This is a genomic window from Micromonospora sp. NPDC047730, from assembly GCF_043204765.1.
Classification (GTDB): Bacteria; Actinomycetota; Actinomycetes; order Mycobacteriales; family Micromonosporaceae; genus Micromonospora.
Genome location: NZ_JBIDCU010000004.1, coordinates 85,631 through 111,567 on the forward strand (window position 1 = coordinate 85,631; position 25,937 = coordinate 111,567).

At 71.6% G+C, this 25,937-nt stretch carries 25 protein-coding genes and 2 pseudogenes; 14 read left to right on the plus strand and 13 right to left on the minus strand.

What is annotated here, in order from left to right:
- Positions 1-112: 112 nt before the first annotated feature.
- Positions 113-1,117: a helix-turn-helix transcriptional regulator gene (locus tag ACGF5G_RS12360; RefSeq protein ID WP_393261880.1), complete on the plus strand. Its 1,005-nt coding sequence runs from the start codon at positions 113-115 to the stop codon at positions 1,115-1,117.
- 48 nt (positions 1,118-1,165) lie between these two features.
- Here the strand turns inward: ACGF5G_RS12360 and ACGF5G_RS12365 are convergent, their stop codons facing one another.
- The 4 genes from ACGF5G_RS12365 to ACGF5G_RS12380 all read right to left on the minus strand — a co-directional run bounded on the left by ACGF5G_RS12365 (position 1,166) and on the right by ACGF5G_RS12380 (position 3,336).
- Positions 1,166-1,597 (minus strand): Hsp20/alpha crystallin family protein, encoded by a 432-nt coding sequence (locus ACGF5G_RS12365; protein WP_393261883.1) that lies wholly within the window; start codon positions 1,595-1,597, stop codon positions 1,166-1,168.
- 70 nt (positions 1,598-1,667) lie between these two features.
- On the minus strand, positions 1,668-2,180 hold the full coding sequence (locus tag ACGF5G_RS12370; protein ID WP_393261885.1) for a GNAT family N-acetyltransferase: 513 nt from the start codon (positions 2,178-2,180) through the stop codon (positions 1,668-1,670).
- Positions 2,181-2,263: 83 nt separating this feature from the next.
- Positions 2,264-2,782 (minus strand): DUF2087 domain-containing protein, encoded by a 519-nt coding sequence (locus tag ACGF5G_RS12375; RefSeq protein WP_393261888.1) that lies wholly within the window; start codon positions 2,780-2,782, stop codon positions 2,264-2,266.
- Positions 2,783-2,838: 56 nt separating this feature from the next.
- Positions 2,839-3,336, minus strand: coding sequence for a MarR family winged helix-turn-helix transcriptional regulator (locus ACGF5G_RS12380; RefSeq protein WP_393261891.1), 498 nt, complete (start codon positions 3,334-3,336; stop codon positions 2,839-2,841).
- A 68-nt stretch (positions 3,337-3,404) separates the two neighbouring features.
- Between ACGF5G_RS12380 and ACGF5G_RS12385 the strand changes: the two genes are divergently transcribed.
- Positions 3,405-4,625: an MFS transporter gene (locus tag ACGF5G_RS12385; protein ID WP_393261893.1), complete on the plus strand. Its 1,221-nt coding sequence runs from the start codon at positions 3,405-3,407 to the stop codon at positions 4,623-4,625.
- A gap of 4 nt (positions 4,626-4,629) precedes the next feature.
- Here the strand turns inward: ACGF5G_RS12385 and ACGF5G_RS12390 are convergent, their stop codons facing one another.
- Genes ACGF5G_RS12390 through ACGF5G_RS12400 form a run of 3 tightly spaced genes read right to left on the minus strand, consistent with a single transcriptional unit; the run spans position 4,630 to position 6,909 of the window.
- Positions 4,630-5,025, minus strand: a complete 396-nt coding sequence (locus tag ACGF5G_RS12390; RefSeq protein ID WP_393261895.1) for a cupin domain-containing protein — start codon at positions 5,023-5,025, stop codon at positions 4,630-4,632.
- A 55-nt stretch (positions 5,026-5,080) separates the two neighbouring features.
- Entirely contained in the window at positions 5,081-5,713 is a 633-nt protein-coding gene (locus ACGF5G_RS12395) for a response regulator (RefSeq protein WP_393261898.1), read from the minus strand.
- Positions 5,710-6,909, minus strand: a complete 1,200-nt coding sequence (locus ACGF5G_RS12400) for a sensor histidine kinase (protein ID WP_393261900.1) — start codon at positions 6,907-6,909, stop codon at positions 5,710-5,712. The genes ACGF5G_RS12395 and ACGF5G_RS12400 overlap by 4 nt, the downstream gene beginning before the upstream one ends.
- Before the next feature lie 179 nt (positions 6,910-7,088).
- On the opposite strand from ACGF5G_RS12400, the gene ACGF5G_RS12405 reads away from it, so the two are divergent.
- The 7 genes and pseudogenes from ACGF5G_RS12405 to ACGF5G_RS12435 form a co-directional block, all read left to right on the plus strand.
- Positions 7,089-8,159, plus strand: coding sequence for an ABC transporter permease (locus ACGF5G_RS12405; RefSeq protein ID WP_393261901.1), 1,071 nt, complete (start codon positions 7,089-7,091; stop codon positions 8,157-8,159).
- Positions 8,156-8,836, plus strand: a complete 681-nt coding sequence (locus ACGF5G_RS12410; RefSeq protein WP_393261904.1) for an ABC transporter ATP-binding protein — start codon at positions 8,156-8,158, stop codon at positions 8,834-8,836. Before ACGF5G_RS12405 ends, ACGF5G_RS12410 begins: the two co-directional genes overlap by 4 nt.
- A gap of 85 nt (positions 8,837-8,921) precedes the next feature.
- Complete coding sequence (locus tag ACGF5G_RS12415) at positions 8,922-10,475, plus strand: ArnT family glycosyltransferase (protein WP_393261907.1); 1,554 nt, start codon at positions 8,922-8,924, stop codon at positions 10,473-10,475.
- A 139-nt stretch (positions 10,476-10,614) separates the two neighbouring features.
- Entirely contained in the window at positions 10,615-12,075 is a 1,461-nt protein-coding gene (locus ACGF5G_RS12420; RefSeq protein ID WP_393261910.1) for a hypothetical protein, read from the plus strand.
- Between the two features lie 150 nt (positions 12,076-12,225).
- On the plus strand, positions 12,226-12,603 hold the full coding sequence (locus ACGF5G_RS12425; RefSeq protein WP_393261912.1) for an SCP2 sterol-binding domain-containing protein: 378 nt from the start codon (positions 12,226-12,228) through the stop codon (positions 12,601-12,603).
- The gene (locus ACGF5G_RS12430) at positions 12,600-14,633 is read left to right on the plus strand and encodes a glycogen debranching N-terminal domain-containing protein (protein ID WP_393261915.1); all 2,034 of its coding nucleotides are present in this window, start codon (positions 12,600-12,602) and stop codon (positions 14,631-14,633) included. The genes ACGF5G_RS12425 and ACGF5G_RS12430 overlap by 4 nt, the downstream gene beginning before the upstream one ends.
- Positions 14,634-14,859: 226 nt before the next feature.
- Positions 14,860-15,594 (plus strand): annotated as a pseudogene (locus ACGF5G_RS12435) (class I SAM-dependent methyltransferase); the annotation flags it as partial.
- Positions 15,595-15,829: 235 nt separating this feature from the next.
- Here the strand turns inward: ACGF5G_RS12435 and ACGF5G_RS12440 are convergent.
- Positions 15,830-16,246, minus strand: coding sequence for an endonuclease domain-containing protein (locus ACGF5G_RS12440; RefSeq protein WP_393261919.1), 417 nt, complete (start codon positions 16,244-16,246; stop codon positions 15,830-15,832).
- Positions 16,247-16,303: 57 nt separating this feature from the next.
- Between ACGF5G_RS12440 and ACGF5G_RS12445 the strand changes: the two genes are divergently transcribed.
- Positions 16,304-16,777 (plus strand): TetR/AcrR family transcriptional regulator, encoded by a 474-nt coding sequence (locus ACGF5G_RS12445; protein ID WP_393261921.1) that lies wholly within the window; start codon positions 16,304-16,306, stop codon positions 16,775-16,777.
- Here the strand turns inward: ACGF5G_RS12445 and ACGF5G_RS12450 are convergent.
- Positions 16,733-16,997 (minus strand): annotated as a pseudogene (locus ACGF5G_RS12450) (IS630 family transposase); the annotation flags it as partial. The gene ACGF5G_RS12445 and the pseudogene ACGF5G_RS12450 overlap by 45 nt on opposite strands.
- A gap of 241 nt (positions 16,998-17,238) precedes the next feature.
- Here ACGF5G_RS12450 and ACGF5G_RS12455 point away from each other — a divergent pair.
- Complete coding sequence (locus ACGF5G_RS12455) at positions 17,239-20,316, plus strand: Tn3 family transposase (protein ID WP_393261923.1); 3,078 nt, start codon at positions 17,239-17,241, stop codon at positions 20,314-20,316.
- A 36-nt stretch (positions 20,317-20,352) separates the two neighbouring features.
- Here the strand turns inward: ACGF5G_RS12455 and ACGF5G_RS12460 are convergent, their stop codons facing one another.
- Positions 20,353-20,847, minus strand: a complete 495-nt coding sequence (locus ACGF5G_RS12460) for an NUDIX domain-containing protein (RefSeq protein ID WP_393261926.1) — start codon at positions 20,845-20,847, stop codon at positions 20,353-20,355.
- 156 nt (positions 20,848-21,003) lie between these two features.
- Between ACGF5G_RS12460 and ACGF5G_RS12465 the strand changes: the two genes are divergently transcribed.
- Positions 21,004-21,360: a hypothetical protein gene (locus tag ACGF5G_RS12465; protein ID WP_393261929.1), complete on the plus strand. Its 357-nt coding sequence runs from the start codon at positions 21,004-21,006 to the stop codon at positions 21,358-21,360.
- A 48-nt stretch (positions 21,361-21,408) separates the two neighbouring features.
- On the plus strand, positions 21,409-21,804 hold the full coding sequence (locus ACGF5G_RS12470) for a hypothetical protein (RefSeq protein ID WP_393261931.1): 396 nt from the start codon (positions 21,409-21,411) through the stop codon (positions 21,802-21,804).
- Positions 21,805-21,824: 20 nt separating this feature from the next.
- Here ACGF5G_RS12470 and ACGF5G_RS12475 read toward each other — a convergent pair whose 3' ends face one another.
- Together ACGF5G_RS12475 and ACGF5G_RS12480 are read right to left on the minus strand one after the other, a co-directional pair.
- A complete protein-coding gene (locus ACGF5G_RS12475) occupies positions 21,825-22,388 on the minus strand; it encodes a hypothetical protein (RefSeq protein ID WP_393261934.1) in 564 nt (187 codons plus the stop codon).
- Positions 22,385-23,002: a recombinase family protein gene (locus ACGF5G_RS12480; RefSeq protein WP_393261935.1), complete on the minus strand. Its 618-nt coding sequence runs from the start codon at positions 23,000-23,002 to the stop codon at positions 22,385-22,387. The genes ACGF5G_RS12475 and ACGF5G_RS12480 overlap by 4 nt, the downstream gene beginning before the upstream one ends.
- A gap of 506 nt (positions 23,003-23,508) precedes the next feature.
- Between ACGF5G_RS12480 and rox the strand changes: the two genes are divergently transcribed.
- Positions 23,509-24,933 (plus strand): rifampin monooxygenase, encoded by a 1,425-nt coding sequence (gene rox / locus ACGF5G_RS12485; protein ID WP_393262600.1) that lies wholly within the window; start codon positions 23,509-23,511, stop codon positions 24,931-24,933.
- A 182-nt stretch (positions 24,934-25,115) separates the two neighbouring features.
- On the opposite strand, the gene ACGF5G_RS12490 is transcribed toward rox, so the two are convergent.
- Positions 25,116-25,892: a TioE family transcriptional regulator gene (locus tag ACGF5G_RS12490; protein ID WP_393262602.1), complete on the minus strand. Its 777-nt coding sequence runs from the start codon at positions 25,890-25,892 to the stop codon at positions 25,116-25,118.
- Positions 25,893-25,937: the final 45 nt, after the last annotated feature.

Here is a 25,937-nt window from a genome sequence, read left to right on the forward strand (position 1 = left end):
ACCGCCTCGGCGAACCAGGCGCCGTTGCGTGGCCATCACGAGGGTGCCCCGGCACGGCTCGACCGCCCCCGGCGACCGGTCTGCCGCCGCCCGGGGGCGGTACGGTCGGGCGGTGCGCGCGAGTCGGCTGGTCTCCCTGCTGCTGCTCCTGCAGACCCGGGGTCGGATGACAGCCCCGGAGCTGGCCGAGGCCCTGGAGGTGTCGGTGCGCACCGTCTACCGGGACGTGGAGTCGCTCGGCGCCGCCGGGGTGCCGGTCTACGCCGATCGCGGCCCCGCCGGCGGTTACCGGCTGGTGGACGGCTACCGCACCCGCCTCACCGGGTTGACCGCCGGCGAGGCGGAGGCGCTGTCCCTGGCCGGCATGCCCGGCCCCGCCGCCGAGCTGGGCCTCGGGTCGGTGCTCGCCGCCGCCGAGCTGAAGCTGCGCGCCGCCCTGCCGGCGGAGCTGGCCGACCGGGGCGGCCGGATCCGGCAGCGGTTCCACCTCGACGCCCCCACCTGGTTCCGGGAGCCCGAACCCACGCCGCACCTGGCCGAGCTGGCCCGGGCGGTGTGGGAGGACCGGCGCGTCGAGGTGCGCTACCGACGGTGGAAGGCCCCGCGGGAGGTGACCCGGACGCTGGCTCCGCTGGGCGTGGTGCTCAAGGCCGGCCGCTGGTACCTGGTGGCCGACGCGGACGGGCAGGTGCGCACCTACCGGGTCGCGGCGGTCCTGGCGCTGACCGTCCTCGACGAACGGTTCGACCGCCCGGACGGCTTCGACCTGGCCCGCTGCTGGCAGGAGCACGCCGACCGGTACGAGCGCGGCGTGTACCGGGACGAGGCCCGGGTGCGGATAACGATGGCCGCGCTGGAGCTGGCGGCGCACGTCCTGCCGCCGGCGATGAGCCGGGCGGCGCGGGCGGCGGCCTCCGAGCCGGACCCGGCCGGCTGGGTGCACACGACGGTGCCGATCGAGTCGGTGAAGCACGGCCACGTGGAACTGCTCAAGCTCGGCGCGCAGGTGGAGGTGCTCGCGCCGGCCGAGCTGCGCGACCGGCTCACCGCCACCGCGCACGCCCTGGCCGCGCTCTATCCGCCCGCGGCGCGCCACCCGGCCTGTCCCGGGTCGTGACCCGGGGGCGGGGCGGCCGGCGCCGGCCGCCCCGCCCCCGGCGGATGCTCAGGCGTTGATCTGCTTGCGGCCGTTGCCGTCAGCGGTGGCGGTGATGGTGACGCGGCGGGGCTTGGCCCGCTCCGCCACCGGGATCCGCAGGGTCAGCACGCCGTTGTCGTAGCCGGCCTCGAGCCTGTCGGTGTCGAGGGTGTCGCCGAGGAACAGCCGCCGGGTGAAGGTGCCCATCGGGCGTTCGGCGGCGACGAGCTCGACGCTGTCGCCGGTGGGCCGGCGCCGCTCCGCCCGGACGGTCAGCACGTTGCGCTCCACCGTGCAGTCGATGCTGTCCGGGTCGACGCCGGGCAGGTCGAACGCCGCGTAGAACCAGTCACCGTCGCGGTAGGCGTCCAACGGCATGACCGCGGGGCGCGCGGCGGTGCCGAAGAAGTGCTCGGTGAGCCGGTCGATCTCACGGAACGGGTCGGTGCGCATCAACATGGTCCTGCCTCCTCGGTTCTCCTGGCCGAAGGTCCTAAGTTGAGTCCTAGTGACTCAACTTGCCACTTCTCTATTTAGCGCGTGGCGCTGCCGTCGTCAACTGGAGGACCTTCTCGAACCAGTGCTCGGCGTAGACGCCGTCGTTGTACGCCGAGATCTCCCGGTAGCCGTGCCGGGCGTACAGGGCGCGGGCCTCGACGAGGTCGCTGCGGGTGTCCAGCCGGATCCGGGCGACGCCGGCGGCGCGGGCCCGTTCCTCGACGGCGGCGAGCAGGAACGCGCCACCGCCGCGACCGCGGTGCGCGGGACGCACGTACACCCGGGTCAGCTCCGCCCAGTCCGGCCGGAACCGCAGCCCGGCGCAGGCGGCCGGGCGTCCGTCGCGGTGGGCGACGAGGAGGAACCCGGTGGGGGCGGTCAGGTCGTGGCTCGGGTCGTCGGCCATCGCCGCCGCGACCTCGCCCGGGCGGACCGGCCGGCCGTGGTAGCGGCGGACCATCTCCTCGTAGTACGCCTCGAGCAGGACCGCCGCGTCCGGGTGGTCGGGATGGGTCGGGGCCACGGTCCAGTCTGTCGTCGTCACCCGTCGATCATCACGGGCCGGGCAAGGGAATATCCGCCGCCACGGCGGGTGGTCCGGGGGCAGACGGTTCGCGGCGCGGACGATCAGCCGCCGATGCGCCAGTAGACGCCCTGCTCCCGGGCCAGCAACTGCTCGTCGACCAGGTACCGCCGCAGCGTCACGTGGTCGGAACCCCCGCCCTCGCACCACCGCCGCAGCACCTCGTCCACCGCCCGCTCCGGATAGCGCACCCCCGGCTCGAAGGACGTCGCGACGTGCGCCAGCAGCACCCGCCGCCGGCCGCGCTGCGCCGGCAGCCCGACCAGGGCGCCGTCGCGCAGGAACGTGCGCAGCACCCGGTCCGCGGGCTCCCCCGCCGGTCGGGGCTCCGCCGGCGTGCGGGCGGCCTCCCGCAGCCGGTCGGCGTCCACCCGCAGCTCGCCGTCGTCGTCGGCCACCAGGCACGCGTCGACGAGCCGCCGGACCGCGGTGACCACCTGCCGGGCGGGCAACCCGGTGCGCTCGGCCACCGCCGGGGCGTCGGCGTCGCCCAACACGATCGCCGCGAAGACCCGCCGTCGTACGTCGTCGGCGAGCGCTCCCGCCAGAGCCTGCGCTGTCATGCCGGTCACCCTGCCAGCCGGCGTACGCCCGCCGCCACGGCATTTCCGCCCGCTGGTCAGTCGCCCGGGGCCTCGGCGCGCAGCACGACCCGGCGCAGCAGGTCGGACAGCAGTCGCCGCTCGTCCGGGGCGAGGGCGGCCAGCAGCCGGTGCTCCTCGGCGCCGCCGACGTCCATGGCCCCCCGCCAGGCGGCCCGGCCCGCCTCGGTCAGCTCCACGTCGACCCGCCGCCGGTCGGTGGTGGACGGGATCCGGTGCACGAAGCCGCGCCGGACCAGCGCGTCGACGCGGGCGGTGACGGAGGCGGGAGCCATCGCCATGTCACGCGCCAGGTCCGACGGGGCGGCCCGGCCCCCTCGGCCGGCCAGGGCGTGCAGGGTGTCGTACTCGTGGCCCTGCAGGTCCAGGTCGACGAGGGTCCGCTCCTTGACCTCGCGCAGGTGCCGGGTGAGGAACTGCATCCGCGTCACCGCGCCTTCGACGTCGGGGTCGAGGGTCGGCAGGATCGGCAGCCAGCGCTCGACGTGGCGGTCGACGCGGTCGTGGTCGGTCATGGACCCACCCTATGTCGCCGCCAAAATATTCGTTGTCGAAAGATTCGACGTCGAAGTATGATGGTGCGGTGACTCATCCGCTCCGCGTACGCCCGTTCCGGCTGCTCTTCCTCGGCCGCACCGTCTCCGCCGTCGGCGACGCCGTCGTGCCCGCCGCCCTGGCCCTGGCCGTGCTCCGCGCGACCGGCTCGACCGGTGCCCTCGCCCTCGTGCTGGCCTGCGCGATGGTGCCCCGCCTGCTCCTGCTGCCCCTCGGCGGCGTGCTCGCCGACCGACTCGACGCCCGCCGCGTCGCGATCCTCGCCGACCTCGTACGCTGCCTCGCGCAACTCGTCGTCGGCCTCGAACTCCTCGGCCAGGCGTCGCTCGGCGTGATCGCGGTGGCCGCCGCCGTCGGCGGCGCCGCCGGCGCGTTCGCCCTGCCCACCGCCTCGCCCCTGGTCGCCGGCACCGTCGACGCGACGCAACGGCAACAGGCCAACGCGCTGATGGGCGTCACCGCCAACGCCAGCCGCCTCGCCGGGCCCGCCCTCGCGGGCGCGCTGATCTGGGCCGCCGGCCCCGGCTGGGCGTTCGTCCTCGACGCCGCGACGTTCGCGCTCAGCGCGCTGCTGCTCGCGGTCGTCCGGGTCCGCCACGTCCCGATGCCGAAACGAAGCATCCTCGCCGACCTGACCCACGGTTGGCGGGAGGTCCGCAGCCGCGACTGGTTCTGGACCAGCCTGCTCGGCCACGGCGTCTGGAACGGCGCCGCCGCCGTCCTGACGACCCTCGGCCCGGCGGTCGCCGTGGGACGCCTCGGCGGCGAGGGCGTCTGGGTGCTGATGCTCCAGGCCGGCGCGGTGGGCATGCTCGTCGGCTCGCTGCTCGCCGCCCGGATCCGCCCCCGCCGCCCGGTGCTGGTGGCCAACCTCGGCCTCGCCAGCTACGCCGCGCCGCTGGCCCTGCTCGCCGTCGCCGCCCCCGCCCCGCTGGTCGTCGTCGCCTACGGCGTCGCGCTGACCGCCCTCGGCTACCTCAACCCCGTGTGGGAGACCGTCGTGCAGGGGCAGTTCCCGCCCCACGTCCTCGCCCGCGTCACCTCGTACGACTGGCTGGTCTCCCTCGGCGCGATGCCGCTGGGTTACGCCCTCGCGCCGATCGCGGCGCGGGCCTGGGGCGAGGGCATGCCGCTGCTCACGGCGGGCGTGCTGGTCCTCGTCGCCTGCGCCGGCACCGCCGTCGTGCCCGGCGTACGACGACTCACCACGGCGCCACGCGACGGCGCCCTCGCGACCGCCGCGCGGTGAACGGTCACAGCGGGTGACCCGTCGTGGCGTCCACGTGGTCGGGGACCGGGTCGTGCCGGTCCCCGACGCTGGAGGTGCCCGACGGCTCGAACATCAGGATCGACGCGCCACCCGGCGACGACGGGCGGTGCTCCACCCCGCGCGGCACCACGTGCACCGCGCCCCGGGGCAGCACCACCTCCCGCTCGGCGCCGCCGTCGCCGTCGCGCAGGGCGATGCGCAGCTCTCCCTCCAGCACCAGGAAGAACTCGTCGGTGTCGTCGTGCGCGTGCCAGACGTGCTCGCCGGCGACCTTCGCGATCCGCACGTCGTAGTCGTTGACCCGGGTGACGACGCGCGGGCTCCACAGCTCGGTGAAGCTGGCGAGCGCGCTCGCCAGCCCGATCGGCTCGTTTCTCACCCGGTCATCCTCGCGGCGGCGGCGACTCCTGTCATCCCCCGACGTCGCCCGCCGGTCAGCGGCGGATCAACCCGCGGGCCCGGGCGGCGGCGACGGCGGCGGTACGGGAATCGACCCCGAGCTTGCCGTAGACGTGGACCAGGTGCGTCTTGACGGTGGCGTGGCTGACGTGCAGCCGCCTGCTGATCTGCTGGTTGGACAGCCCGTCGGCGACGAGCTGGAGGACCTCGGTCTCGCGACGGCTCAACGCGGTGCCCGGAGCGCGCATCCGGTCCATCAGCCGGTGGGCGACCGCCGGGGCGAGAGCCGACCTGCCGGCGGCGGCGGCGCGCACCGCCGCGGCGAGTTCCTCGGGCGGGGCGTCCTTGAGTAGATACCCCGACGCGCCGGCCTCGACCGCGGCGAGGATGTCGGCGTCCGTGTCGTACGTGGTCAGCACCAGCACGACCGGGCCGCCCGCCCGCGCGGTGATGGCGGCGGTGGCCTCGGCGCCGTGCATGCCCGCACCGAACTGCAGGTCCATCAGCACCACGTCCACCCGGTCCGGTTCGGCGAGCGCGACGGCCTGCTCGGCGGTGGCGGCCTCGGCGACCACCTCGAGGTCGGGTTCGGTGGCGAGGACGGCGCGCAGGCCGGCCCGGACGACCGGGTGGTCGTCGGCCAGCAGCAGCCGGATCGGATCGCTCATGCGCCCGCCGGTGCCCCGTCGCGCGGGTGGGCGAAGGCGACGGTCAGCGCGGTGCCCCGGCCGGGCGTCGACTCCACGGTCAGCGTGCCACCCAGCTCCTCGGCCCGCGCCCGCATCGCCGCCAGCCCGAACCCGCCGTCACCGCGACCGGCGACGGCGCCGGGGTCGAAGCCACTGCCGTCGTCGACCACGGCCAGGACGACGCCGTCCTTTTGGTATCGCAGCGTCACCTCGACGCGGGTGGCCCCGGCGTGGCGCACGGCGTTGGCCAACGCGGACTGGGCGATGCGCAGCAGCGCCACCTCATGCGGGGTGGGCAGACGCACCGCCGTCCCGTCGAGGTCACAGTCCACCGCCAGCCCAGAGCGGGCGGCGGTCGTGGCGCACAGCCGCCGCAGCGCCGCCGACAGCGAGCCGCCGTCGAGACCGGGCGGCGCCAGGGCACGCACGAACCGTCGGGCCTCCACCAGGTTGTCCTGCGCCGTCCGGCGGGCCTGCTCGACGTGGTCGCCGGCGACGTCCACCCGCTCCGGCAGGGCCCGCTGGGCGGCGCGCAGCAGCAGTTGGATGCTGGACAGCCCCTGCGCGAGGGTGTCGTGGATCTCGCGGGCCAGGCGTTCGCGTTCGGCCAGGACGCCGGCGGCGTGCTCGGCGGCGGCCAGCTCGCCGCGGGTGGCGGTCAGCTGCTCGATCAACCGCCGGCGGTGTTCGCTCTCCCGGTACAACGCCTGGTAGCCCAGCACCGTGCCGACGGAGACGGCGGCGCCGAGGACCGGCCCGAGCACCACGCCCGGTGTGACGGCCCCCTGGTGGGCGACCACACCACCCACCGCCGCCGCCGTCGTCGCCGCCACCGCGACGAGCCCCCACCGGACCGGCAGCAGGTGCAGGTGCAGCAGGAACAGGGGGAACGCGAGCCACACCCCGTCCGGGGTCAGGCCGAGCAGCACCAGCCACCCGACGGTCAGCGCCGCCAGCCACGCCGCCGCCGCGCGACGGGACCGGCGGACCGGCGGCAACGCGGCACCGACGGCGTAGCCGACGGCCAGCGCCGCCGACGCGGCGAGCACGGCGGCGCGGTGCGGGGCCTGCCCCGCCAGGGCACGTCCGGCGACCACCACGAGCAGACCCCCGACCAGCAGGTGCAGGCAGACGCGCAGCACGCGCAGCGGCCGGGTGAGCGATTCCGGGTTCACGATGACTCCAGGCTAGGGCGTGCACGGCCGCCGCCATCAACCAAAGGGTTGATCCTGACGTGCGCACTTCGACGCCACCGGCACGATCCGCAGCGCGATGCCGACCGGCGTGGATCGGGCGAGGGTTGGTGCCGGGCCGCCACCGCGGCCCCGCCCACCAACGGAAGGTTGCTGCGCTCGTGTTCGTCGCGTGGAGAGATCTGCGGTTCGCCAAGGGCCGGTTCGCCCTGATGGGAACGGTCGTGACGCTGATGACGCTGCTGGTCGTCCTGCTGTCCGGCCTGACCGCCGGGTTGGGCCGGGACAGCACCTCGGCCATCACCGACCTGCCCGCCGACCACCTGGTGTTCTCCGCTCCGGCCGACGGGCAGAAGCTCTCCTTCACCGAGTCGACCGTCACCCGGGAGCAGTGGCTGCGCTGGCGGGCCGTCCCGGGGGTGCGCAGCGCCAACCCACTCGGCATCACCACCACCAGGGTCAGCGCTGGCGACCGCACCGCCGCGCTGTCCGCGTTCGGCGTCGCGCCCGACTCGCACCTGGCCCCCGGCGCCGTCGCCGCCGGGCAGGCCGTGCTGTCCGAGGGGGCGGCCGAGGCCCTGGCCGCCCGGCCGGGCCAGGACGTGGTCGTCGGCGGTCGGCGACTGACCGTCGCCGCGGTGGCCGGCGACGCCTCCCACAGCCACACCCCGGTCATCTGGACCGACCTGGCCGACTGGCAGCACCTGGCCCCCGGCGCCGCCGACGACTCCGCCACCGTCATCGCGCTGACCACCGCCCCCGACGCCGACCTGGCCGACGCCGACCGGCAGCTGGACACCCGCACCGTGACCCGTACGGCGGCGCTGTCCGCGATCGGCTCGCACACCGCCGAGAACGGCTCGCTCCAGCTCATGCGCGGCATGCTGTTCGCGATCTCCGCCCTGGTCATCGGCGCGTTCTTCACCGTGTGGACCATCCAGCGCGGCCCCGACATCGCCGTGCTGAAGGCGCTCGGCGCCACCACCGGCCACCTGCTGCGCGACGCCCTCGGGCAGGCCCTGGCGCTGTTGCTCGCCGGCACGGCCGTCGGCACCGGGCTCGCCGTCGCGATCGGCGCCGCGGCGGCCGGCGCCGTGCCGTTCGCGCTCACCGCCGGATCCGTCCTGCTGCCGGCCGCCGTGACGATCACGCTCGGCGCGGCCGGCGCCGCCCTCTCCGTCCGCCGCATCACCTCCGTCGACCCGCTGACCGCCCTGGGGAGCGCCCGATGAGCCTCGACCTGTCCGACGTCACGCTGACCTACCCCGACGGGGACACCCGGCTGACCGCGCTCGACCACGTCAGCCTGAGCGTGCCGGCCGGCACCACCACCGCCGTCATCGGCCCGTCCGGATCCGGCAAGTCCAGCCTGCTGGCGGTGGCCGCCACCCTGATCACCCCCGACTCGGGCCGGGTCGTCATCGCCGGCACCGACACCACCGGCCTCAGCCGGCGCCAGACGACCGCCCTGCGACGCGCGAAGGTCGGAATCGTCTTCCAGCAGCCCAACCTCATCGCCTCGCTGACCGCCGCCGAACAGTTGCAGGTGATCGCCCACCTCAGCGGCGGTTCCCGCCGCGCCGGACGCGACCGCGCCGCCCGGTTGCTGGCCGCGGTAGGGCTGACCGGGCAGGCCGACCGCCGCCCGCACCAGCTCTCCGGCGGGCAACGCCAGCGGGTCAACATCGCCCGCGCCCTGATGAACGACCCGGCGGTGCTGCTCGTCGACGAGCCCACCAGCGCGCTGGACCACGAACGCGGCGCGGCGATCATCGACCTGCTCACCGAGCTCACCCGGCAGCGCGGCACCGCCACCGTCCTGGTCACCCACGACCGGGGGCACCTCGACCGCGTCGACAAAATCGCCGAGATGGTCGACGGCCGACTGCGCGTCCCGACGCGGACCTGACCCACCGCGGGAGGCCGGCGGACGCCCGCGGGATCCACCCCCAACGGGGCAGCGCGGGCCGGCCGTGCGGGGCGATGATGTGCGGATGGCCGATCCCGTCGCCGATGTCGCCGCCCGGACACCCCGCCGCGCGACGCCCGCGGACGACCGTCCCCGCCCACGTGGTCCCCAGGCCACCGGCCCCTGGGCGGTCGCGGCGGCCACGACGGCAGTGCTCCTTCTGCTCTCCGGCCGCTACGGCTACCACCGCGACGAGCTGTACTTCCTGCTCTGCGGCCAGCACCTCGACTGGGGCTACGTCGACCAGGGCCCCCTGGTCCCGGCGCTGGCCCGGCTGACGGACACGATCGCCCCGGGCAGCCTGGTGGCGCTGCGCACCCCGTCGGCGCTGATCGGCGGCGCGGCGGTCCTGCTGGTCGCCGCGATCGCCCGCGAGTTCGGCGCCGGGCGAGGCGCGCAGACCTACGCCGCGTTTCTCGCCGCGACCGCCGGCATCGTCCTCGCCGGCGGTCACCTGCTCAGCACCACCAGCGTCGACCTGCTGGTCTGGTTGGCGGCCGCGCTGGGCACGGTGCGGATGCTGCGCACCGGGGACAGCCGTTGGGCTCTTGGCGTCGGGCTCGCGCTCGGCGTCGGCATGCTCAACAAGCTGCTGCCGGCCCTGCTCGCCGTGGGCCTGCTGGCCGGGCTCCTGATCGCCGGGCCGCGGCCGCTGCTGCGCGACCGGTGGGTGCTCGCTGCCGCGGCCGTCTTCCTGCTGCTCGCCGCGCCGACCGTGGCATGGCAGGCGGCACACGGCTTCCCGCAGCTGTCGGTGGCCGCCTCGATCGCCGGCGGCGACAGCTCCTACAGTGGCCGGCTCGACGCGCTCGTCCTCCAGGTCGTCATCATCAGCCCCTTCACGGTGCCGATCTGGGTCGCCGGGCTGGTGACGCTGCTGCGCCGGCCGGCCTGGCGGGCTTACCGGGCCGTCGGGTGGGCCTGGCTGGTGGTGGTCGCCATCGTGCTGCTCGCCGGTGGCAAGGGCTACTACGACGCCCCGCTGCTGCTGGTGCTCACCGCCGCCGGGGCGATCGTCACCGCCGGCTGGGCCGCCCGGGGTCGCGTGCTGCCGCGCCGGGCCCTGCTGACCGTGGGCGCCGTGCTGACCGCTGTCAGCAGCGCGGTGCTGCTGCTGCCGGTCCTGCCCGCCGACCGGCTGCCCGGCTTCGTCGTCGCGGCCAACTACGACGCCGGCGAGACCATCGGCTGGCCCGCCTTCGCCGACTCGCTTGCCACCGTCCACCGTGGCCTCCCCGCCGACCAGCGGCAGCGGGCCGTCATCCTCACCGCCAACTACGGCGAGGCCGGCGCCGTGGCCCGGTACGGCCCGGCGCGCGACCTGCCGCCCGCCTACTCCGGCCACAACAGCATGGCCGCCTTCGGCCGCCCGCCGGAGACCGCGGACGTGGTGCTCGCGGTCGGGTTCACGCGGCCGGACCGGCTGCGCAGCTGGTTCTCCGAGGTCACCCTCGCCGGCCGGGTGGACCAGCGGGTCGAGGTCGACAACGACGAGAACGGCGGGCCGATCTGGGTCTGCCGCGGCCTGCGGCGTCCCTGGGCCGCGATCTGGGACACCGAGGTACGCCACCGCGGCTGACCGGCGACCGGGGCCCGCTCCGGCGACTCACGGCCCGTACGCCCGCGTCGGGCCCGCTCTGCGCCGCGCAACCGGGTAGGGCAGAGTGGCACCCGACGACCGAGGACGGCCCGACGGGCCGGGCGGAAGGATGGTGGCCGTGGAGGGTCCGACCGGGGTGGTGTTCCCCAAGACCGACGCGGGGCGCAGCACCTCCGCGCTCGGGCGGGCCGTCGTCGCCGACGCGCTGCGTGCCGTCGACGCGGTCGGCGCGCGCTCGGCCGAACACGAGACGAACTGGCGGCACGGATACCTCGGGCACTTCCGGCGGCTCGTCGAGGCCGGACTACTCTCCCGCGACGCCGCGGTCACCATCGCCCGGGACGGGCTCGCCGCGCTGCACCGCCGGATGACCGTGGTCCGCGCCGACGGCACCGAGATCGGCCTCGGCGAGGTGTTCACCACCGCCACCGACGTCGCGCCGCTGCACACCGCGACGGTCGCCGGCACCGGTGAGGTCGAGCGCGAGCTGTCCCTGCCGTACCGGGGCCAGCGGCTGCGCGGCGACGACCTGCGCCGCCGGCTCGACGCCTGGGTCACCGCCGGCGTCGTCGAGCCGTCCTGCGCCGAGGCCGTACGCGCCGTCATGGCGAACCCCGACTGGCTCGACCTGCGCGACCAGCGCATCGTGGTGCTCGGCGCGGGCGCCGAGATGGGCCCGCTGCCGTCCGTGCTGCGCTGGGGCGGCGACGTGATCGCCGTCGACCTGCCGCGGCCGGAGATCTGGCGGCGGCTGCTGCACACGACGCGCCGCTGCGGCGGCCGGCTCCACCTGCCCGTGCCCGCCGGGACCGGCCCCGACGACGAGGCGCTGGCCGCCCGCGCCGGCGCCGACCTGCTGCACAACCTCCCGCAGGTGGCCGACTGGCTGCTCGGCGTCGACGGCCGGCTCGTGCTCGGCAACTACGTCTACGCCGACGGCGCGACCAACGTCCGGGTCGCCACGGCCGTCGACGCGCTCACGCTGCGGCTGCAGGACCGTCGCGACGACGTGGCGCTCGCCTTCCTGGCCACCCCCACCGACGTCTTCGCCGTCCCCGGCGACGCGGTACGCCACGCCGAACGGGGCTACGCGGCGCGCGGGATCGTCCGCCGGTCGCTGCGGGTCGCCTCCGGGGGCAGGCTCCTGCACCGCAACTACCCGCCGGGCGTCGACCCTGGCGTCAACGACAGCCTCGTCCCCCAGCAGGGGCCCAACTACGCGCTGGCGAAGCGGCTGCAACGGTGGCGGGCGACGGTGGCCCGCGACGCCGGGTCGAGCGTGTCGTTCGCGGTGGCGCCGCCCACCCGCACCCGCTCGGTGCTGCGCAATCGGGCGCTGGCCGCCGCGTACGCGGGCGCGCACCGGTTCGGCATCGAGGTGTTCGAGCCGGCCACCAGCAACACGCTGATGGCCGCGCTGCTGGTGCACGCCCTGCGCACCGGCGGGCCGTCGCTGCCGCACCCGTGGCAGGACGAGGCGTACGCCGCGGCGCACGGCGGCCTGTGGCGGGTGCCGTACGCCCCGCGCAGCGCCCTGGGCCTCGCCGTCCTGCTGGGCTTCGGGGGCGCGCGCCCCTGACCGCTTCCCGCGGCGGCCCACCGCTCCTGGAACCGCGACCGCGAGCGGCGCGGGGAAATCACCCGATCCGGGTGATGCGGCCATGCCTCGCTCCCGGTCAGGGTGGGTACGCGGCTCATCCTGGCTCGGCACCACCGGAGGGAGGCGGACGTGGCGGATCCCACCACGAGCTTCTTTCAAGCGCTCGCCCGTCGCGGCCACGAAACCCTCGTCGAGGAAGCCACCGCGACCATGCGGTTCGACCTCACGCACGAGCACGGCGTCGACCGCTGGTTCGTGGCGATCGAACAGGGCGATGTCCACGTTTCGCGGGATGGGGGCGAGGCCGACTGTGTCTTCTACGGCAGCCGGGCCACCTTCGACCGGATCATCGATGGCCAGTTACAGATATACCCTGCGTGGTTGCGCAACGAGGTCAGAACGGAGGGCGATGTCCGGCTGTTCCGCATCTTCAATCGGCTCCTACCGGCACCGCCCGGAGCCCGTCACCCTCGGGATTTCGGCCGTGAGCGGAGACGTGCGGCATGAGCGACGGTCTCGTCCGGCTGCTGGACGGCAACACGTTCGTGGTCAGCGAGGAGACGGGCGACATCGACGCGTCCCCCACCTTCCCGACCGGTTTCTTCTCGTTCGACACGCGTTTCCTGTCGAAATGGATCCTGTCCATCAACGACGAGCGAGTCAAGGCGCTCACCGTCGAGGAGGTCGAATTCTTCGAGAGTCGAATGGTCGTCGTCCCGGCCCTCCCCAATCCGCTCGTCGACGTCGGTGTTTCGGCCGTTCGCGACCGCTCCATCGGTGGAAGCTTCACCGAGCGGCTGACGGTGATCAACCACGAACCCGAGCCCGTCGACCTACGGATCCGGATCGACGTCGAGAGCGACTTCGCCGACCTTTTCGAGATCAAGGACGTGCGGAACAAGTCCGGGACGTACTACACCCGGGTTGATGCCGGGTGCCTACGTCTCGGCTATCAGCGGGAGGGGTTCTGCCGGGAGACCCTGGTCTCGTCCACTGTGCCGGCCCGACTCGACGAGCAGGGGCTGACGTACCACGTTCGGCTCGGACCCCACGGTCAGTGGACCACCGAGCTGCACGTGCAGGCGCTGGGCCTGGGCGGGCGCGACCTTCGGGAGAGCCTGGAGGGCAGACCCGGTCGGGCCCGAGCGGAGATCCGGCAGGACCTGGCCGACTGGCTCGCGGAGGCACCCCGCCTCACCTGCGACTCCCCCACGTTGGCGATGACCTACCGGCGCAGCCTGGCCGACCTCTCCGCGCTGCGTTTCGCGCCGCTGACCGCCGGCGCACATGCCATCCCCGCCGCCGGCCTGCCGTGGTTCATGGCGATCTTCGGCCGGGACAGCATCCTCACCAGCATCCAGGCGCTGCCGTTCGCGCCCGACCTCGCCGCCACGACGCTACGCATGCTTGCCCTGAGGCAGGGTGTCGTCCTGCACGATTTCCGGGAGGAGGAACCGGGGAAGATCCTCCACGAGTTCCGGTACGGGGAGACGACCGCGTTCGAGGAGCAGCCCCATTCGCCGTACTACGGCAGCGCGGACGCGACGCCTCTCTACGTCATCCTGCTCGACGAGTACGAACGGTGGACCGGCGACTCCGCCACGGTTCGGCGTCTCGAACGTTCCGCGAGAGCCGCCCTGAACTGGATCGACGAGTACGGCGACATCATGGGCGACGGCTACGTCTGGTACCAGCGCCGCAACGAGCTCAACGGGCTGGAGAACCAGTGCTGGAAGGACTCCTGGGACTCGATCTCGTTCCGGGACGGCCGGCTGGCCGGCCTGCCCCGGGCGACGTGTGAACTACAGGGCTACGCCTACGACGCCAAGATCCGCGGCGCCCGCCTGGCCCGCCAGTTCTGGCACGACCCCGCGTACGCCGACCGCCTCGAACGACAGGCGGCCGAACTCAAGGAACGCTTCAACCGCGACTTCTGGGTCTCCGACGGCGAGTACTACGCCCTCGCCCTCGACGGCGACGGCCGCCAGGTCGACGCCCTCTCCTCCAACATCGGCCACCTCCTGTGGAGCGGCATCGTCGACGAATCCCGAGCTGGAAAGATCGCCGAACACCTGCTCGGCCCCCAACTGTTCTCCGGCTGGGGCGTACGCACCCTCGCGCAGGGGCAGGGACGCTACAACCCGATCGGCTACCACGTCGGCACCGTCTGGCCGTTCGACAACTCCTTCATCGCCTGGGGGCTACGCCGTTACGGCTTCCACCGGGAGGCCGGGCACATCGCCGAGGGAATCATCGACGCCGCGGAACACTTCGACGGGCGGCTGCCCGAGGCGTTCGGCGGCTACGAGCGGACGTTGACCAGATATCCCGTGCTGTACCCCACGGCGTGCAGCCCACAGGCGTGGTCCACCGGCGCCCCCCTGTTGCTGCTGCGCACCATGCTCGGCATGGAGCCACGCGGCGAGCACCTGGTGACCAGGCCGGCCGTGCCCCCGAGCATGGGCCGGATCGAACTGCTCCACATCCCCGGACGGTGGGGCAGAGCCGGTGCCCTCGGACGCGCCCACCCGAATTGACCCTGACCCGCGGCAGGGCGCCCGCCGGGCCGCCGCCGACGACAACGCCCGTGGCGCTGGTCGACACCCGCTACGTCGGGCTCACTCGACGCGCTGTCCGACACGCAGGACGCTCAGGTGACGGCGTGCTGCCCGGCGTCTACCGCTCTCGATCCAGGGCGGCGAGGCCAGACCACGCGCGGCGTGGGATGGTGACAGTCAGGGAGGCAGCGACATGTCCAGCGGGCAGTTGTACGACACCATCGGAGCCACTTACACCGTGACGCGGCGCACCGAGCCGCGGATCGCCGCAAGGATCTGGGCCGCGCTCGGCGATGCCCGGACGGTACTGAATGTCGGGGCCGGCACCGGCTCCTACGAGCCCCCTGACCGTGACGTCACCGCGGTGGAACCGTCGGCGCTCATGCGGGCGCAGCGCCCCGCCGGCGCAGCGCCGTGTGTGGCCGCCGCGGCGGATAGCCTCCCGTTCGAGGACCAGTCCTTCGACGCCGCGATGGCTGTTTCCACCGTTCACCACTGGCCGGACCCGATCGCCGGGCTGCGCGAGATGCGGCGCGTGGCCCGCCGCGTGGTGGTGTTCACGCATGACGCCAGTGACAGCGGATGGCGCCGCCGGTTCTGGCTCACCCGCGACTACCTACCCGAGGTCGCAGACCTTCTCGCCGGCCGACCTTCGCTGACCGAGCAGGCCCGCGCGATCGGAGCCCGCGTGGAGCCGGTGCTCATTCCGTGGGACTGCGCCGACGGCCTCTTCGAGGCCTACTGGCGTCGGCCCGAGGCATACCTGGATGATCACGTACGCCGCGGAGTATCGGTATGGGCCAGAGTCGGCACTGAGGCCGAGCAGCGGGCCGTGCGCAGCCTCCGTGCGGAACTTGTCTCAGGCCGGTGGGCCGAACGCAACCGCGACCTCGTCGCTCTCGACGCAGCAGAGCTCGGCCTTCGCCTGCTCGTAGCCTGAACCCCGCCGCAGACTGGCGGTCGGCTGGGTTTCGAGCCATGAGCGGGCTGCTGCACTGCAATGGCCGTCTTGCGTGGCACCTGCATCTGGCGGTCCTCGGGCGCCGATTCGGCGGTCTGGTGCTGCGCCTGTCGCTGCGCGGGTCCAGCCGCGGATGCGGCCGGGGGTGATGTCGGGGCCGAGGGCGGCGGCGATCTCGGCCGCCGTCCCCCCCAGTGCGTACCGCCCCGCCAGATCACGCTTCCATCGCTGGGCTCGATTCCGGCATGAGCGACGCGTCCCGTGCGAGGAGGTAGCGGGCAGCCGCCATGAGTGCCTCGGGCGAGTCCTGGAACGCGCCGAGGCCAACGTTGCACTCGGTGCAGAGCAGGCGGCGCACCCGCCGGGAGTCGGGGCAATGGTCCACGACGAGGCGGCACGGCTCTGAGTTCGGCGTCCCGTCAAGTCTTGGCCGGCCTCGGGACCTGACCCTCAGTTCGCTCCCGTGTTTGCCGCAGATGGCGCACCGGTAGTCCTGGGCCTCTGTTACACAAGAACAGTCATTATGATGTGCGCCCGGTTTGCCGGCCTTGTCCGCATGGATTATCGGATTGCCATTACCGATAATCCGGTAATCCGACGTGGGCGGCTTGCGTCGAGCGCAGGCGCTCAACCAGCCCTGTCAGTTCTCATTCGAGGTGGCCGCTTCTCAGTCAACTTGGCCGCAGGAGTGGCCACTTCCCCAGCGAAGTTCCGTACCCGCGACGCGCTGCTCGACGGCGTCATCGAGCGGATCACCCGCCGGCTCGGCGAACGCGTAGACGCCTTCACCGTCCGACCGCTCTCGCCTGCCGACCTGGAAGAAGCCCTGGTCACCGTCATGACCACGATGCTGACCGACGGCCGGCACGATCCGCTGGCCCTGTTCGAGCTGCACTTGGAGAGCACCCGCAATCCCCGCTTGCGGCACATGCTGACCGACGCTCTGCAGAGTCGACGCGATCTCATCATGAGTCAATGTCACGCCGCTGGGATCAAGATCAGCCAGGATGACGCCCTACTGCTCGAGATGAGCGTGCTGGGCATTGCATTTACTGCCCTGACCACCGGTGTTCCCGAATCTCCCGGAAGGCCGATTCGCGCTGCCGTACGAACCCTTCTAGCGTTCCGCGCCGGAAATTCGCCTACAAAATCGGGCAAGTGATTCGAGGATCTCGTCGGCGGTCTTGGTCCAGACGAACGGGCGTGGATCGCTGTTCCAGTCGGTGGTCCACGCCCGAATGTCGGCCTCGAGGCTCCGGACGCTCTTGTGGGCGCCGGATCTTCTGTTGCGTAGGGTAGCCGAACCAGCGTTCGACCTGGTTGATCCATGAGGATCCGGTCGGTGTGAAGTGCAGGTGGAAGCATGGGTGCCGGGCGAGCCAGGCGCGGATGGTCGCGGTCCCGGTCCGCCTCGGGAGCAGCCAGGATCAGACCGTCGACCGTGACCGGAACCAGCCGGACCGCCACGCCGGATTCGCCCTGCAACCGCCCTGGTCCGTTCGGAGTCGTGATCACGTGGCGGGGAAAGCGGGGGTGAGGAAGATCGGTACAGCGGTTAGCGGTAGGAATGATCTTGGTGTGAGGCGTGCCGCGGCGTAGTGAATCGACGTACGTTGTTGCGCTGTGCCCGTTGAGTTCTTGTCTGATGATCAGGTGGCCGCGTACGAGCGGTTCGTCGGTGAGCTGAGCCGTTCTGAGCTGGAAGGGTTCTTCCTGCTCGACGGCACCGCGTTGGATCTGATCGCGCACAAGCGCGCCGATCACCACAAGCTCGGCCTCGGTCTGCAGGTCGGAACGGTGCGATTCCTGGGACATTTCCTGACCGAGGACCCCCTCGATGTGCCGTGGTCGGCGGTGGAGTACGTGGCCAGCCAGTTGGAGATCGCGGATCCGTCGGTGGTGAAGCGGTACACCGAGCGGCAGCAGACGGCGTACGAGCATTCGTGGGAGATCCGGGCGGCGTACGGGTACCGCGACTTCGGCGACGCGGGGGTGCGCGAGTCGCTGGAGGAGTTCATGGGTGCGCGGGCGTGGATCCATGCCGAGGGCGCGGTGGCGTTGTTCGAGCAGACCAGGGCGTGGCTGCGGCGCGAGCGGGTGCTGCTGCCCGGGGTCAGCGTGCTGGCTCGGCTGGTGTCGAGCGTGCGTGAGGAAGCCGCCCAGCGTGCTTACCGGAGTTTGGCGCAGGCGGCGGCCGGTGCGGATGTCGAGTTGCCACTGCGATTGCGGGACCTGCTGGAGGTTCGCGAGGGTAAGAAGGTCTCCGAGTTGGAGCGGCTGCGTACGGCGTCACGTAGCGACTCCGGGCTGGCCATGTCGAGGGCGCTGGCCAGGGTGAGTGAGGTGCTGGCGATCGGCGCGGGCGCGGCGCAGGTGCAGGCGGTGCCGGTCAACCGGGTCGCCGCGTTGGCCCGGTACGGGTGGGCGGGGAAGGCGCCGCTGCTCAGGGGCCTGGCCGAGCCGCGTAAGACCGCCACGTTGCTGGCCACGGCCCGCCGGCTGGAGGCCGCGGCGGTCGACGATGCGTTGGATCTGTTCGACTCACTGATGGCGACCCGGCTGATCGGGCCGGCGCGGCGGGCGACTGACCGGGCTCGCCTGGAGGCAATGCCGCGGTTGGAGAAGGCGTCGGCCACGCTGATGGCGGTGGCTCGCACGGTGCTTGAGCTGCTGGACGGAGCCGAGGACCTCGGGCAGGTGTGGGCGGCGGTGGAGCGGGCCGCCGGGCCTCGTACGGCGGTAGCCGGGGCGGTGGCCACGGTGGCGGAGCTGGTGCCGGATCCGGATGCGTGGGAGGCAGACAACCGGCAGGCGATCGCTGCCCGGTACCGGGTGGTCCGCCCGTTCGTGCGGTTGCTGGCCGAGCAGCTGCCGCTGGGTGCGGCGCCGGCCGGCACGGATCTGCTGATCGAGGTGAAGGGCCGGCTGCCGGGGCTGCTGCGCCGCCGGGTGGATCAAAAGCCGCTGACCGAGGCGGATCTGAACATGGCGCTGGTGCCGCCGATGTGGCGGCGCGCGGTGCTGAACAATCCGACGCTCGACGGTGCTGCGGACCGCGACGCGTATGTGATGTGCCTGCTCACCGGACTGCACGCGGCGTTGCGTCGCCGCGACTTATTCGCTGATCCGTCGCTGCGCTGGGCCGACCCGCGCGCGAAACTGCTCGACGGCGTGGACTGGAACGCGGTGCGCGGCGAGGTACTGGCCGGCCTCGGCTTGACCGCTCCGGTCGAGCAGCACCTGGCCGAGTACACCGCGACGCTGGACGCCGGCTGGCGGCAGCTTACCCAGCGCATCGCCGAGGCCGGCCCGGACGCCAGCGTGCGGGTGGTGCCCGACGGAGAAACAGGCCGGATGCGGCTGTCGGTGCAGAGGCTGGAGAAGCTGGGCGACCCGCCCTCGCTGATCGACCTGCGTAAGCGGGTCGCCGCGATGATGCCGATTGTCGACCTGCCTGAGCTGCTGATGGACGTGCACTCCTGGACCGGCATGCTCGACGCCTACACCCACGTCGGTGGGCTGGCCACCCGCATGGACCAGCTGCCGGTGACCGTCGCGGCGCTGTTGGTCGCCGACGCCTGCAACGTCGGCCTGACCCCCGTGATCCACCCGGGAATTTCGGCGCTGACGCGGGACCGGCTCTCCCATGTTGACCAGAACTACATCCGAGCCGACACCCACGCCCGCCTGGTCGACTACCAGCAGTGCATCGGGATCACCGAGCTGTGGGGCGGTGGCCTGGTCGCCTCGGTCGACGGGCTGCGGTTCCGGGTACCGGTGCAGTCCATCCACGCTGCGCCCAGCCCGCGCTTCTTCGGCTACAAACGTGGCATCACCTGGCTCAACGCGGTCAACGACCGGTTCGCCGGTCTCGGCGCGATCATCATTACCGGCACTGTCCGCGACAGCCTCTACATCCTCGACACGCTGCTCAACCTCGACGCAGGCCCGAAGCCGGAGATGGTGGCAACCGACACCGCCAGCTACTCGGACATTGTCTTTGGCCTATTTCGGCTGCTGGGGTACCGGTTCTCCCCGCGCATCGCCGATGTGGGCGGCACCGGGTTCTGGCGCGCCGACATGCCCGGCCGACCGGCCGGCGACTACGGGCCGCTGAACGCGATCGCCCGCAACAAGGTCAACCTCGACCGGATCGTCACGCACTGGCCGGACATGCTGCGGGTGGCCGGCTCGCTGATCACCAACCAGGTCCGCGCCTACGACTTGCTGCGGATGCTGACCCGCGACGGCCATCCCACCCCACTCGGCCAAGCCCTGGCCGAGTACGGCCGCATCGCCAAGACCCTGCACCTCCTCGCGATGGTCGACCCGGTCGACGAAACGTACCGGCGCACCGTCACCAGGCAGCTGAACATCGGCGAGTCCCGCCACTCCCTGGCCCGCAAGATCCTGCACGGACACCGCGGCGACATCATGCAGCCCTACCGCGCCGGGCAGGAAGACCAACTCGGCGCGCTCGGACTCGTGCTCAACGCGGTCGTGCTCTTCAACACCCGCTACATCGACCTGGCCGTCACCGCGCTGCGTGCCCAGGACTACCCAGTCCGCGACGAGGACGCCGCCCGCTTGTCACCGCTCGGCTACGCGCACATCAACATGCTCGGGCGTTACACCTTCCCCGCCCCGTCGAGCGCACAGCGACTGAGGCCGCTACGCGATCCGGACACCGACGTGGGCTGATGCCAGCATGCCGCTGGATCTTGCCCGCGCCTCGAACTACGCCGACTGGGCGAGGGCGGAACGGCCAGCGATCCAAGCATCGGCGTCATCAGCCAGCGCGAGCTGCAGGCAGCGAGCCTGATGCGGGGCAAGAGCCGGCACCGCCTTGGGGTCGAACCAGCCGACGTCGACGGACTCGTCATCGTTGACGCGGGCGTCGCCACCGACGACCCGGCACCGCAATCCGATGGCCAGCCAATACACCTGGTCACCATTAGGCGCCACGGACAAGTCCAGCGCCTCGACGGAAAGCAGCCGCTCCACCGCCACCTCGACACCGGTCTCCTCGAACACTTCACGTACAGCCCCGGCAGCCGGCTGCTCACCCGGTTCCAGGCAACCGGTGACCAAAGCCCAATCGTCCGTGTCCGACCGACGAACCATGAGCACCCGGCTGTGCTCGTCCAGGACCACCGCGATCACGCCATTCAGCGGTAGCGGAGCATGACCGATGCTGGCACGTAACTTGACGACGAAGTCCGGTATGGCCATGCGAGGACCCTACAAATGTCTCGCCGGCGTGGTTCACCGGCCCACCAGTCCTGACCTTCCCTATGCGCCTCAGCGGAACCGTGGTCCGCTTCACCGCGACCGCGGGAAGCCCGAAATAGACGTGACGCTGACCGCCAGGTCGTAGATCTTGATGGCGTGAAGGCAGACGACATGAACGACGGCGAGAACTGGACCGGCGGCTTCTACGATCTGTACCTGATTCTCGTCGACAGGCTGGACCTCTACCTGCCACTCGGCGCTCTGGCCCGAGTTGACCGCAGAATCGGCGGCTACCCCTTCGACGAGCACAGCGGCGTGGAGTCGCTCTCATGGCGCGCCCCGCTCGACCGTTGGCTCGCCGACGTGGCAGCCGTCGTGCACGATGTGCCTCTGCAGCGTGCTCTGATCGGCTTCGAAGTAGACGAGGATGCCGACATAGCCGCCGACCGGCGGTATGCCGCCGTCCTCCTGCCGTCTCCCGAAGGCTTGGACTACCGTCCCGCTACCGCCTGACGCCGGCGTGGGCGTCACGGGAAGTAGACGACGTTTACGCTAACGACCATGATCGAGAGGCCTACGCGGGGCTGGCGACGTGAGGTGGCGACCCAGGAAGCAGCCGTTGCCGCCGGAGGCTTGGATCCGGTTGAGGCGTATGCCGCCGAGCTGTGGCCGGCGGACTTCACGACGGCGGTCGACGCCGTCTTGGACGCGTACGAGCACGACGCCGCGGCCTTGGACCCGACAGCGGATGAAGCGGTCTGGGCAGCCGTTGAGCGAGTTGTACTGGGGTTGAACGCTGCCGATGAGAGTCATGGCGCCATCGAGACCGGGGAACGGGAAGAGCTTGCCGAGTACATCGACGCCGTTCTGACGAATGCTGGCGTAGATGTCGCTGCCCTTACCGCCCGGCGCGGCCTCAGCCGGGCAGAGCTGACTGACTCCTGGCGAGACTGGTGATCGTCAGCTGCGCTGGCGACTCATGCGGTGTCGCCGAGCAGACGACGGGCCGTCTCCAAAGCGTCAGCGCCAGCGTGACCGGTGTCCGGCACGTCGGTGTCCGACAGGAAGGCCTCGATCGTGTCGAGGTGCTCGGGCTGTAAACCACGGTTAGCTAGAGGTGCGATCAGCAGAGCGCGGCCGGTCGCGACGAGTTCGTCGTATACCGGTCCGCTGGTAGGCACGGCGTCGTCGTCGGTCCAGATCAGCCGGTAGCCCTCGTCCAGGACGGCGCGCGCGGCGGCGAGTTTGGCAGCGGGTGCCGCGCTGTGACTGATCGGGTCGGTCCAGGCGCGTTCCAGCCGCGGCAGGGCGAACAGGCGCTCGACCTGGTCGGCGTCGGCGCACCAGGTGGAGCACCAGCGCAGGGTGACGCTTCCCGCATTGTGTAGGGCTCGGATGCGGGTGATCAGGGCCGGCGCCCAGCGAAGCCGGTACGGATGGCCGCCGCCGTAGGCGGTGCCGTTGCGAGGTGCGGCGCTCCAACCGGGTCGGGTGGCGTTGAGTACGCCGTCGACATCGAGCAGCCAGACCGGCCGGTTCACTGAGCTGCGCCTTTCGCGGTGACGGCTGTGGGCGCCGTGGTGCGTCCGGTGGCGGCGTCGGTGTGGATGTTGCGGTAGATAGTCATGGGGGTGACGCCGCACGATGAGGCGATCTCAGCCATGGTGAACTGGCGGCTGTCGTACATGCGCTGCGCCTTGTTGATCAGGGCGGGAGTCATCTTGGGTTTGCGGCCGCCGGTGCGGCCCCGCGCTCGGGCCGCAGTCAGGCCGGCGAGGGTGCGCTCCTTGATGAGGGCCGCCTCGTATTCGGCCATGAGGGCGAACATGCCGAAAACGAGTTTGCCGTGGGCGGTGGTGGTGTCGACGATGCCGTTGGTCAGCGACTTGACGCCGACGCCGCGTTCTTCGAGGGTGGCGACGATGTCGACCAGATCGCGTAGGTTGCGGCCGAGCCGGTCGATCTTCCAGATGATCAGGGTGTCGCCGGGGCGAAGGTCGTTCAGGCATGCCTGCCATTGAGGGCGCTCAGCCTTGGTTCCGGTGGCGACGTCTTTGTAGATCTTGAGGCAGCCCTCGCCGGCGAGGGCATCGAGCTGCAGTTGCGGATCTTGGTCGGCAGTGCTGACTCGGGCGTATCCGATCTTGTGTCCCACCTACCGACCCTATCGAAACTCGCGATCGGGGCGAAGTTGTGGTGCCTTGTTTTCGATATGCATTTTGATAGAAAGCCGTGCTGGGACGATGCCTGTCGGCGACTCGCCAGGCGAGGGTCTATCGGAAACGAACGTTTGAGTGAGACCTCCTCGCAAGATCATTCTCAGCGCTAACCGCTGTACCGGTCTTCCCCAACCCCGGAAAGGACTGGACGGGATGATGCTCGGCTTGTAGCTTGCAGTTGCCCGTGACGCCGCCCGAGGAGGTGAGACCCCATGAACGCTGTATCGATGTGGGTGCTCCCCCTTCCCGTCACGGTCGGGCGATTGACGTAGGTGCCGCCGGGAGCGCCTTGCCAACAAGGCACTCCCGAAGGGCAACACCGATGCACTCTTCGCAGTTCACCGCCGAGCCGTCGTCGACCGATACGGTCGAGCGCGACTCCACCGTGGGCGACGTCCCCGGACTCCCATCGCCGGGCGCCGGCGCCGATCGCGCGCCCCTCATGTTCGACGTGATCATTGCCGGGTGCGGGCCGACTGGTGCGGTGCTGGCCGCCGAACTGCGGCTGCACGACGTGCGGGTACTCGTCCTGGAGAAGGAAACCGAGCCCGTGTCGTTCGTCCGCATAGTCGGTCTGCATGTTCGCAGTGTCGAGCTGATGGCAATGCGCGGACTGCTGGAGCGCATTCTCGCACGCGGAAGACAGCGTCCGGCCGGCGGCTTCTTCGCCGCCATCAACAAACCCGCGCCCGAGGGCCTGGATTCCGCGCACGCCTATCTGCTGGGCATCCCGCAGCCGGTCATCGTTCACCTGCTCGAGGAGCATGCGATCGAACTGGGTGCGCAGGTCCGGCACGGTTGCGCGGTGGCCGACTTCGAGCAGGACGACGACGGTGTGACCGTCGAGCTGGCCGACGGGGAACAGCTGCGTTCGCGCTATCTCGTCGGCTGCGACGGCGGGCGCAGTACGGTGCGCAAACTGCTCGGCGTCGGCTTCCCCGGCGAGCCCTCGCGGACCGAGACGCTGATGGGCGAGATGGAAGTGGGGGTGCCGCAGGAGGAGATCGCCGCCAAGGTGACCGAAATCGGCGAGACCGACAAGCGATTCAGCCTCAGGTCTGCAGGTGTTGGGGTCTATCGCGTCGTGGTCCCTGCCGCGGGAGTCAGCGATCGTGCGGAACCGCCCACCCTCGAGGATTTCAGACAACAGCTGCGCGCCATCGCCGGAACCGATTTCGGCGTTCACTCCCCACGCTGGTTGTCCCGCTTCGGGGATGCCACCCGGCTAGCCGAACGTTATCGGGTCGGGCGGGTGTTGCTGGCCGGCGATGCGGCACACGTCCATCCACCCACCGGCGGACAGGGCCTCAACCTGGGCGTTCAGGACGCATTCAACCTCGGCTGGAAACTGGCCGCACAGATCCGCGGCTGGGCGCCGGAGACACTGCTGGACACCTACCAGGCCGAACGTCATCCGGTCGCCGAGGACGTGCTGGACAACACCCGCGCCCAGATGGAACTGTCGTCCACCGAACCGGGCCCGCAGGCCGTGCGCAGGCTGCTCACCGAACTGATGGACTTCGACGAGGTGAACCGCTATCTGATCGAGAAAATCACCGCGATCGGCATCCGCTACGACTTCGGCGAAGGCCCCGACCTGCTCGGCCGCCGCCTGCGCGACATCGACGTGAAACAGGGCCACCTCTACGGTCTGCTGCATCGCGGCCGCGGCCTGCTGCTGGACCGCACCGAACGCCTGACCGTCGGCGGCTGGTCGGACCGGGTCGATTACCTCGGCGATCCCACTGCGGGACTGGATGTTCCGTGCGTCCTGCTACGCCCCGACGGCCACGTCGCCTGGATCGGCGACGATCAGCAGGACCTGGACGACCACCTCTCCCGCTGGTTCGGTAAGCCCGCCAACTGATTACGCCTGCGCAACCGAAATGAAGCCGACGCTCCCGTCGGCTCTGCTGGGCTGCCGACGTGCGTTCGGTCATACCGCGTTCGAGGCCGCGCGTAATCGGCCTCGTGCAGGTAGGGAGAGGTCGTGTCACGAGCGAGCACCGGTCGGGTCCTTCGATCCGGCCGAGCGCCACGGCTACCGCGTCAACGATCCGGAACTGGTGGCAAGTCGGCCTGGCTCCGGGCGGGGTCCGGTCGGCAGCCGAGGTAGGCGTCCAGTGCTGCGGCACCGGTGAGCATGGCGCGGCTGCGGGCCGAGAGGCGGGCATGCCAGTCGCGCAGCATCGATTCAAGGGGCGCGACGCCTCCGGCGGAGCGGACTTGAACGATCAGCGGGGCGATCTGCTCCAGCAGGTAGCCGCCTCGTCTGAGCTGGTGGACGAGTAGGGCGTCACGCACGTCGGCCGCGCTGTAGACCCGGTAGCCCGTCTGCGGGTCGCGGCGCGGTTGCACCAAGCCGGCGCGTTCCCATTTACGCAGGGTGGCTGGGCGGATGCCCAGCCTCCCCGCCAGGGGCCCGACGAACGTGTCGCCGCGTTCCTGCGGTACGGGACTGAGGTCACGAAGCGCGGCTTCGACGGCCTGGAGGGTGCGGCGGTCGTCGAGAAGCTGGGCGTGACTTTCGTCGACGAGCCGCAGCGCGTCCTCGGTCGCGTCCCGGTTGATCGCCTGCATGATCGCCGTGGCGGTCTGGTGGCCGTGCCCGGCCACGAGGGCGAGGAACGCGCGCAGGGCGTGCGCGTGCAGTGACGTGTAGGTGCGGTAGCCGTGCGGGGTGCGTTCGGCGCCCGGAAGGATGCCGGCCGCCTCGTAGTTCCTGATCGCCTGCGTGGACAGACCGTGCCGGCGCGCCAGGTCAACCGGCCTGAGCTGTGTGCCGTTTTGAGGGTTCTGCCGCACTGTCCCGCCGATGTCGCGCATAACTTTCAACCGTCGGTTCAACGATACCGTTTAAGGCATGATCAC

Excerpts from the sequence above, each read along its gene's own strand:
- ACGF5G_RS12395 (WP_393261898.1), bottom strand. The coding sequence starts at position 5,713 with ATGAGCGATCCGATCCGGCTGCTGCTGGCCGACGACCACCCGGTCGTC.
- rox (WP_393262600.1), top strand. The coding sequence starts at position 23,509 with ATGTTCGACGTGATCATTGCCGGGTGCGGGCCGACTGGTGCGGTGCTG.
- ACGF5G_RS12460 (WP_393261926.1), bottom strand. The coding sequence starts at position 20,847 with ATGGCCATACCGGACTTCGTCGTCAAGTTACGTGCCAGCATCGGTCAT.
- ACGF5G_RS12380 (WP_393261891.1), bottom strand. The coding sequence starts at position 3,336 with ATGACCGACCACGACCGCGTCGACCGCCACGTCGAGCGCTGGCTGCCG.
- ACGF5G_RS12490 (WP_393262602.1), bottom strand. The coding sequence starts at position 25,892 with ATGCGCGACATCGGCGGGACAGTGCGGCAGAACCCTCAAAACGGCACA.
- ACGF5G_RS12410 (WP_393261904.1), top strand. The coding sequence starts at position 8,156 with ATGAGCCTCGACCTGTCCGACGTCACGCTGACCTACCCCGACGGGGAC.
- ACGF5G_RS12430 (WP_393261915.1), top strand. The coding sequence starts at position 12,600 with ATGAGCGACGGTCTCGTCCGGCTGCTGGACGGCAACACGTTCGTGGTC.
- ACGF5G_RS12415 (WP_393261907.1), top strand. The coding sequence starts at position 8,922 with ATGGCCGATCCCGTCGCCGATGTCGCCGCCCGGACACCCCGCCGCGCG.
- ACGF5G_RS12365 (WP_393261883.1), bottom strand. The coding sequence starts at position 1,597 with ATGTTGATGCGCACCGACCCGTTCCGTGAGATCGACCGGCTCACCGAG.
- ACGF5G_RS12375 (WP_393261888.1), bottom strand. The coding sequence starts at position 2,782 with ATGACAGCGCAGGCTCTGGCGGGAGCGCTCGCCGACGACGTACGACGG.
- ACGF5G_RS12470 (WP_393261931.1), top strand. The coding sequence starts at position 21,409 with ATGATCGAGAGGCCTACGCGGGGCTGGCGACGTGAGGTGGCGACCCAG.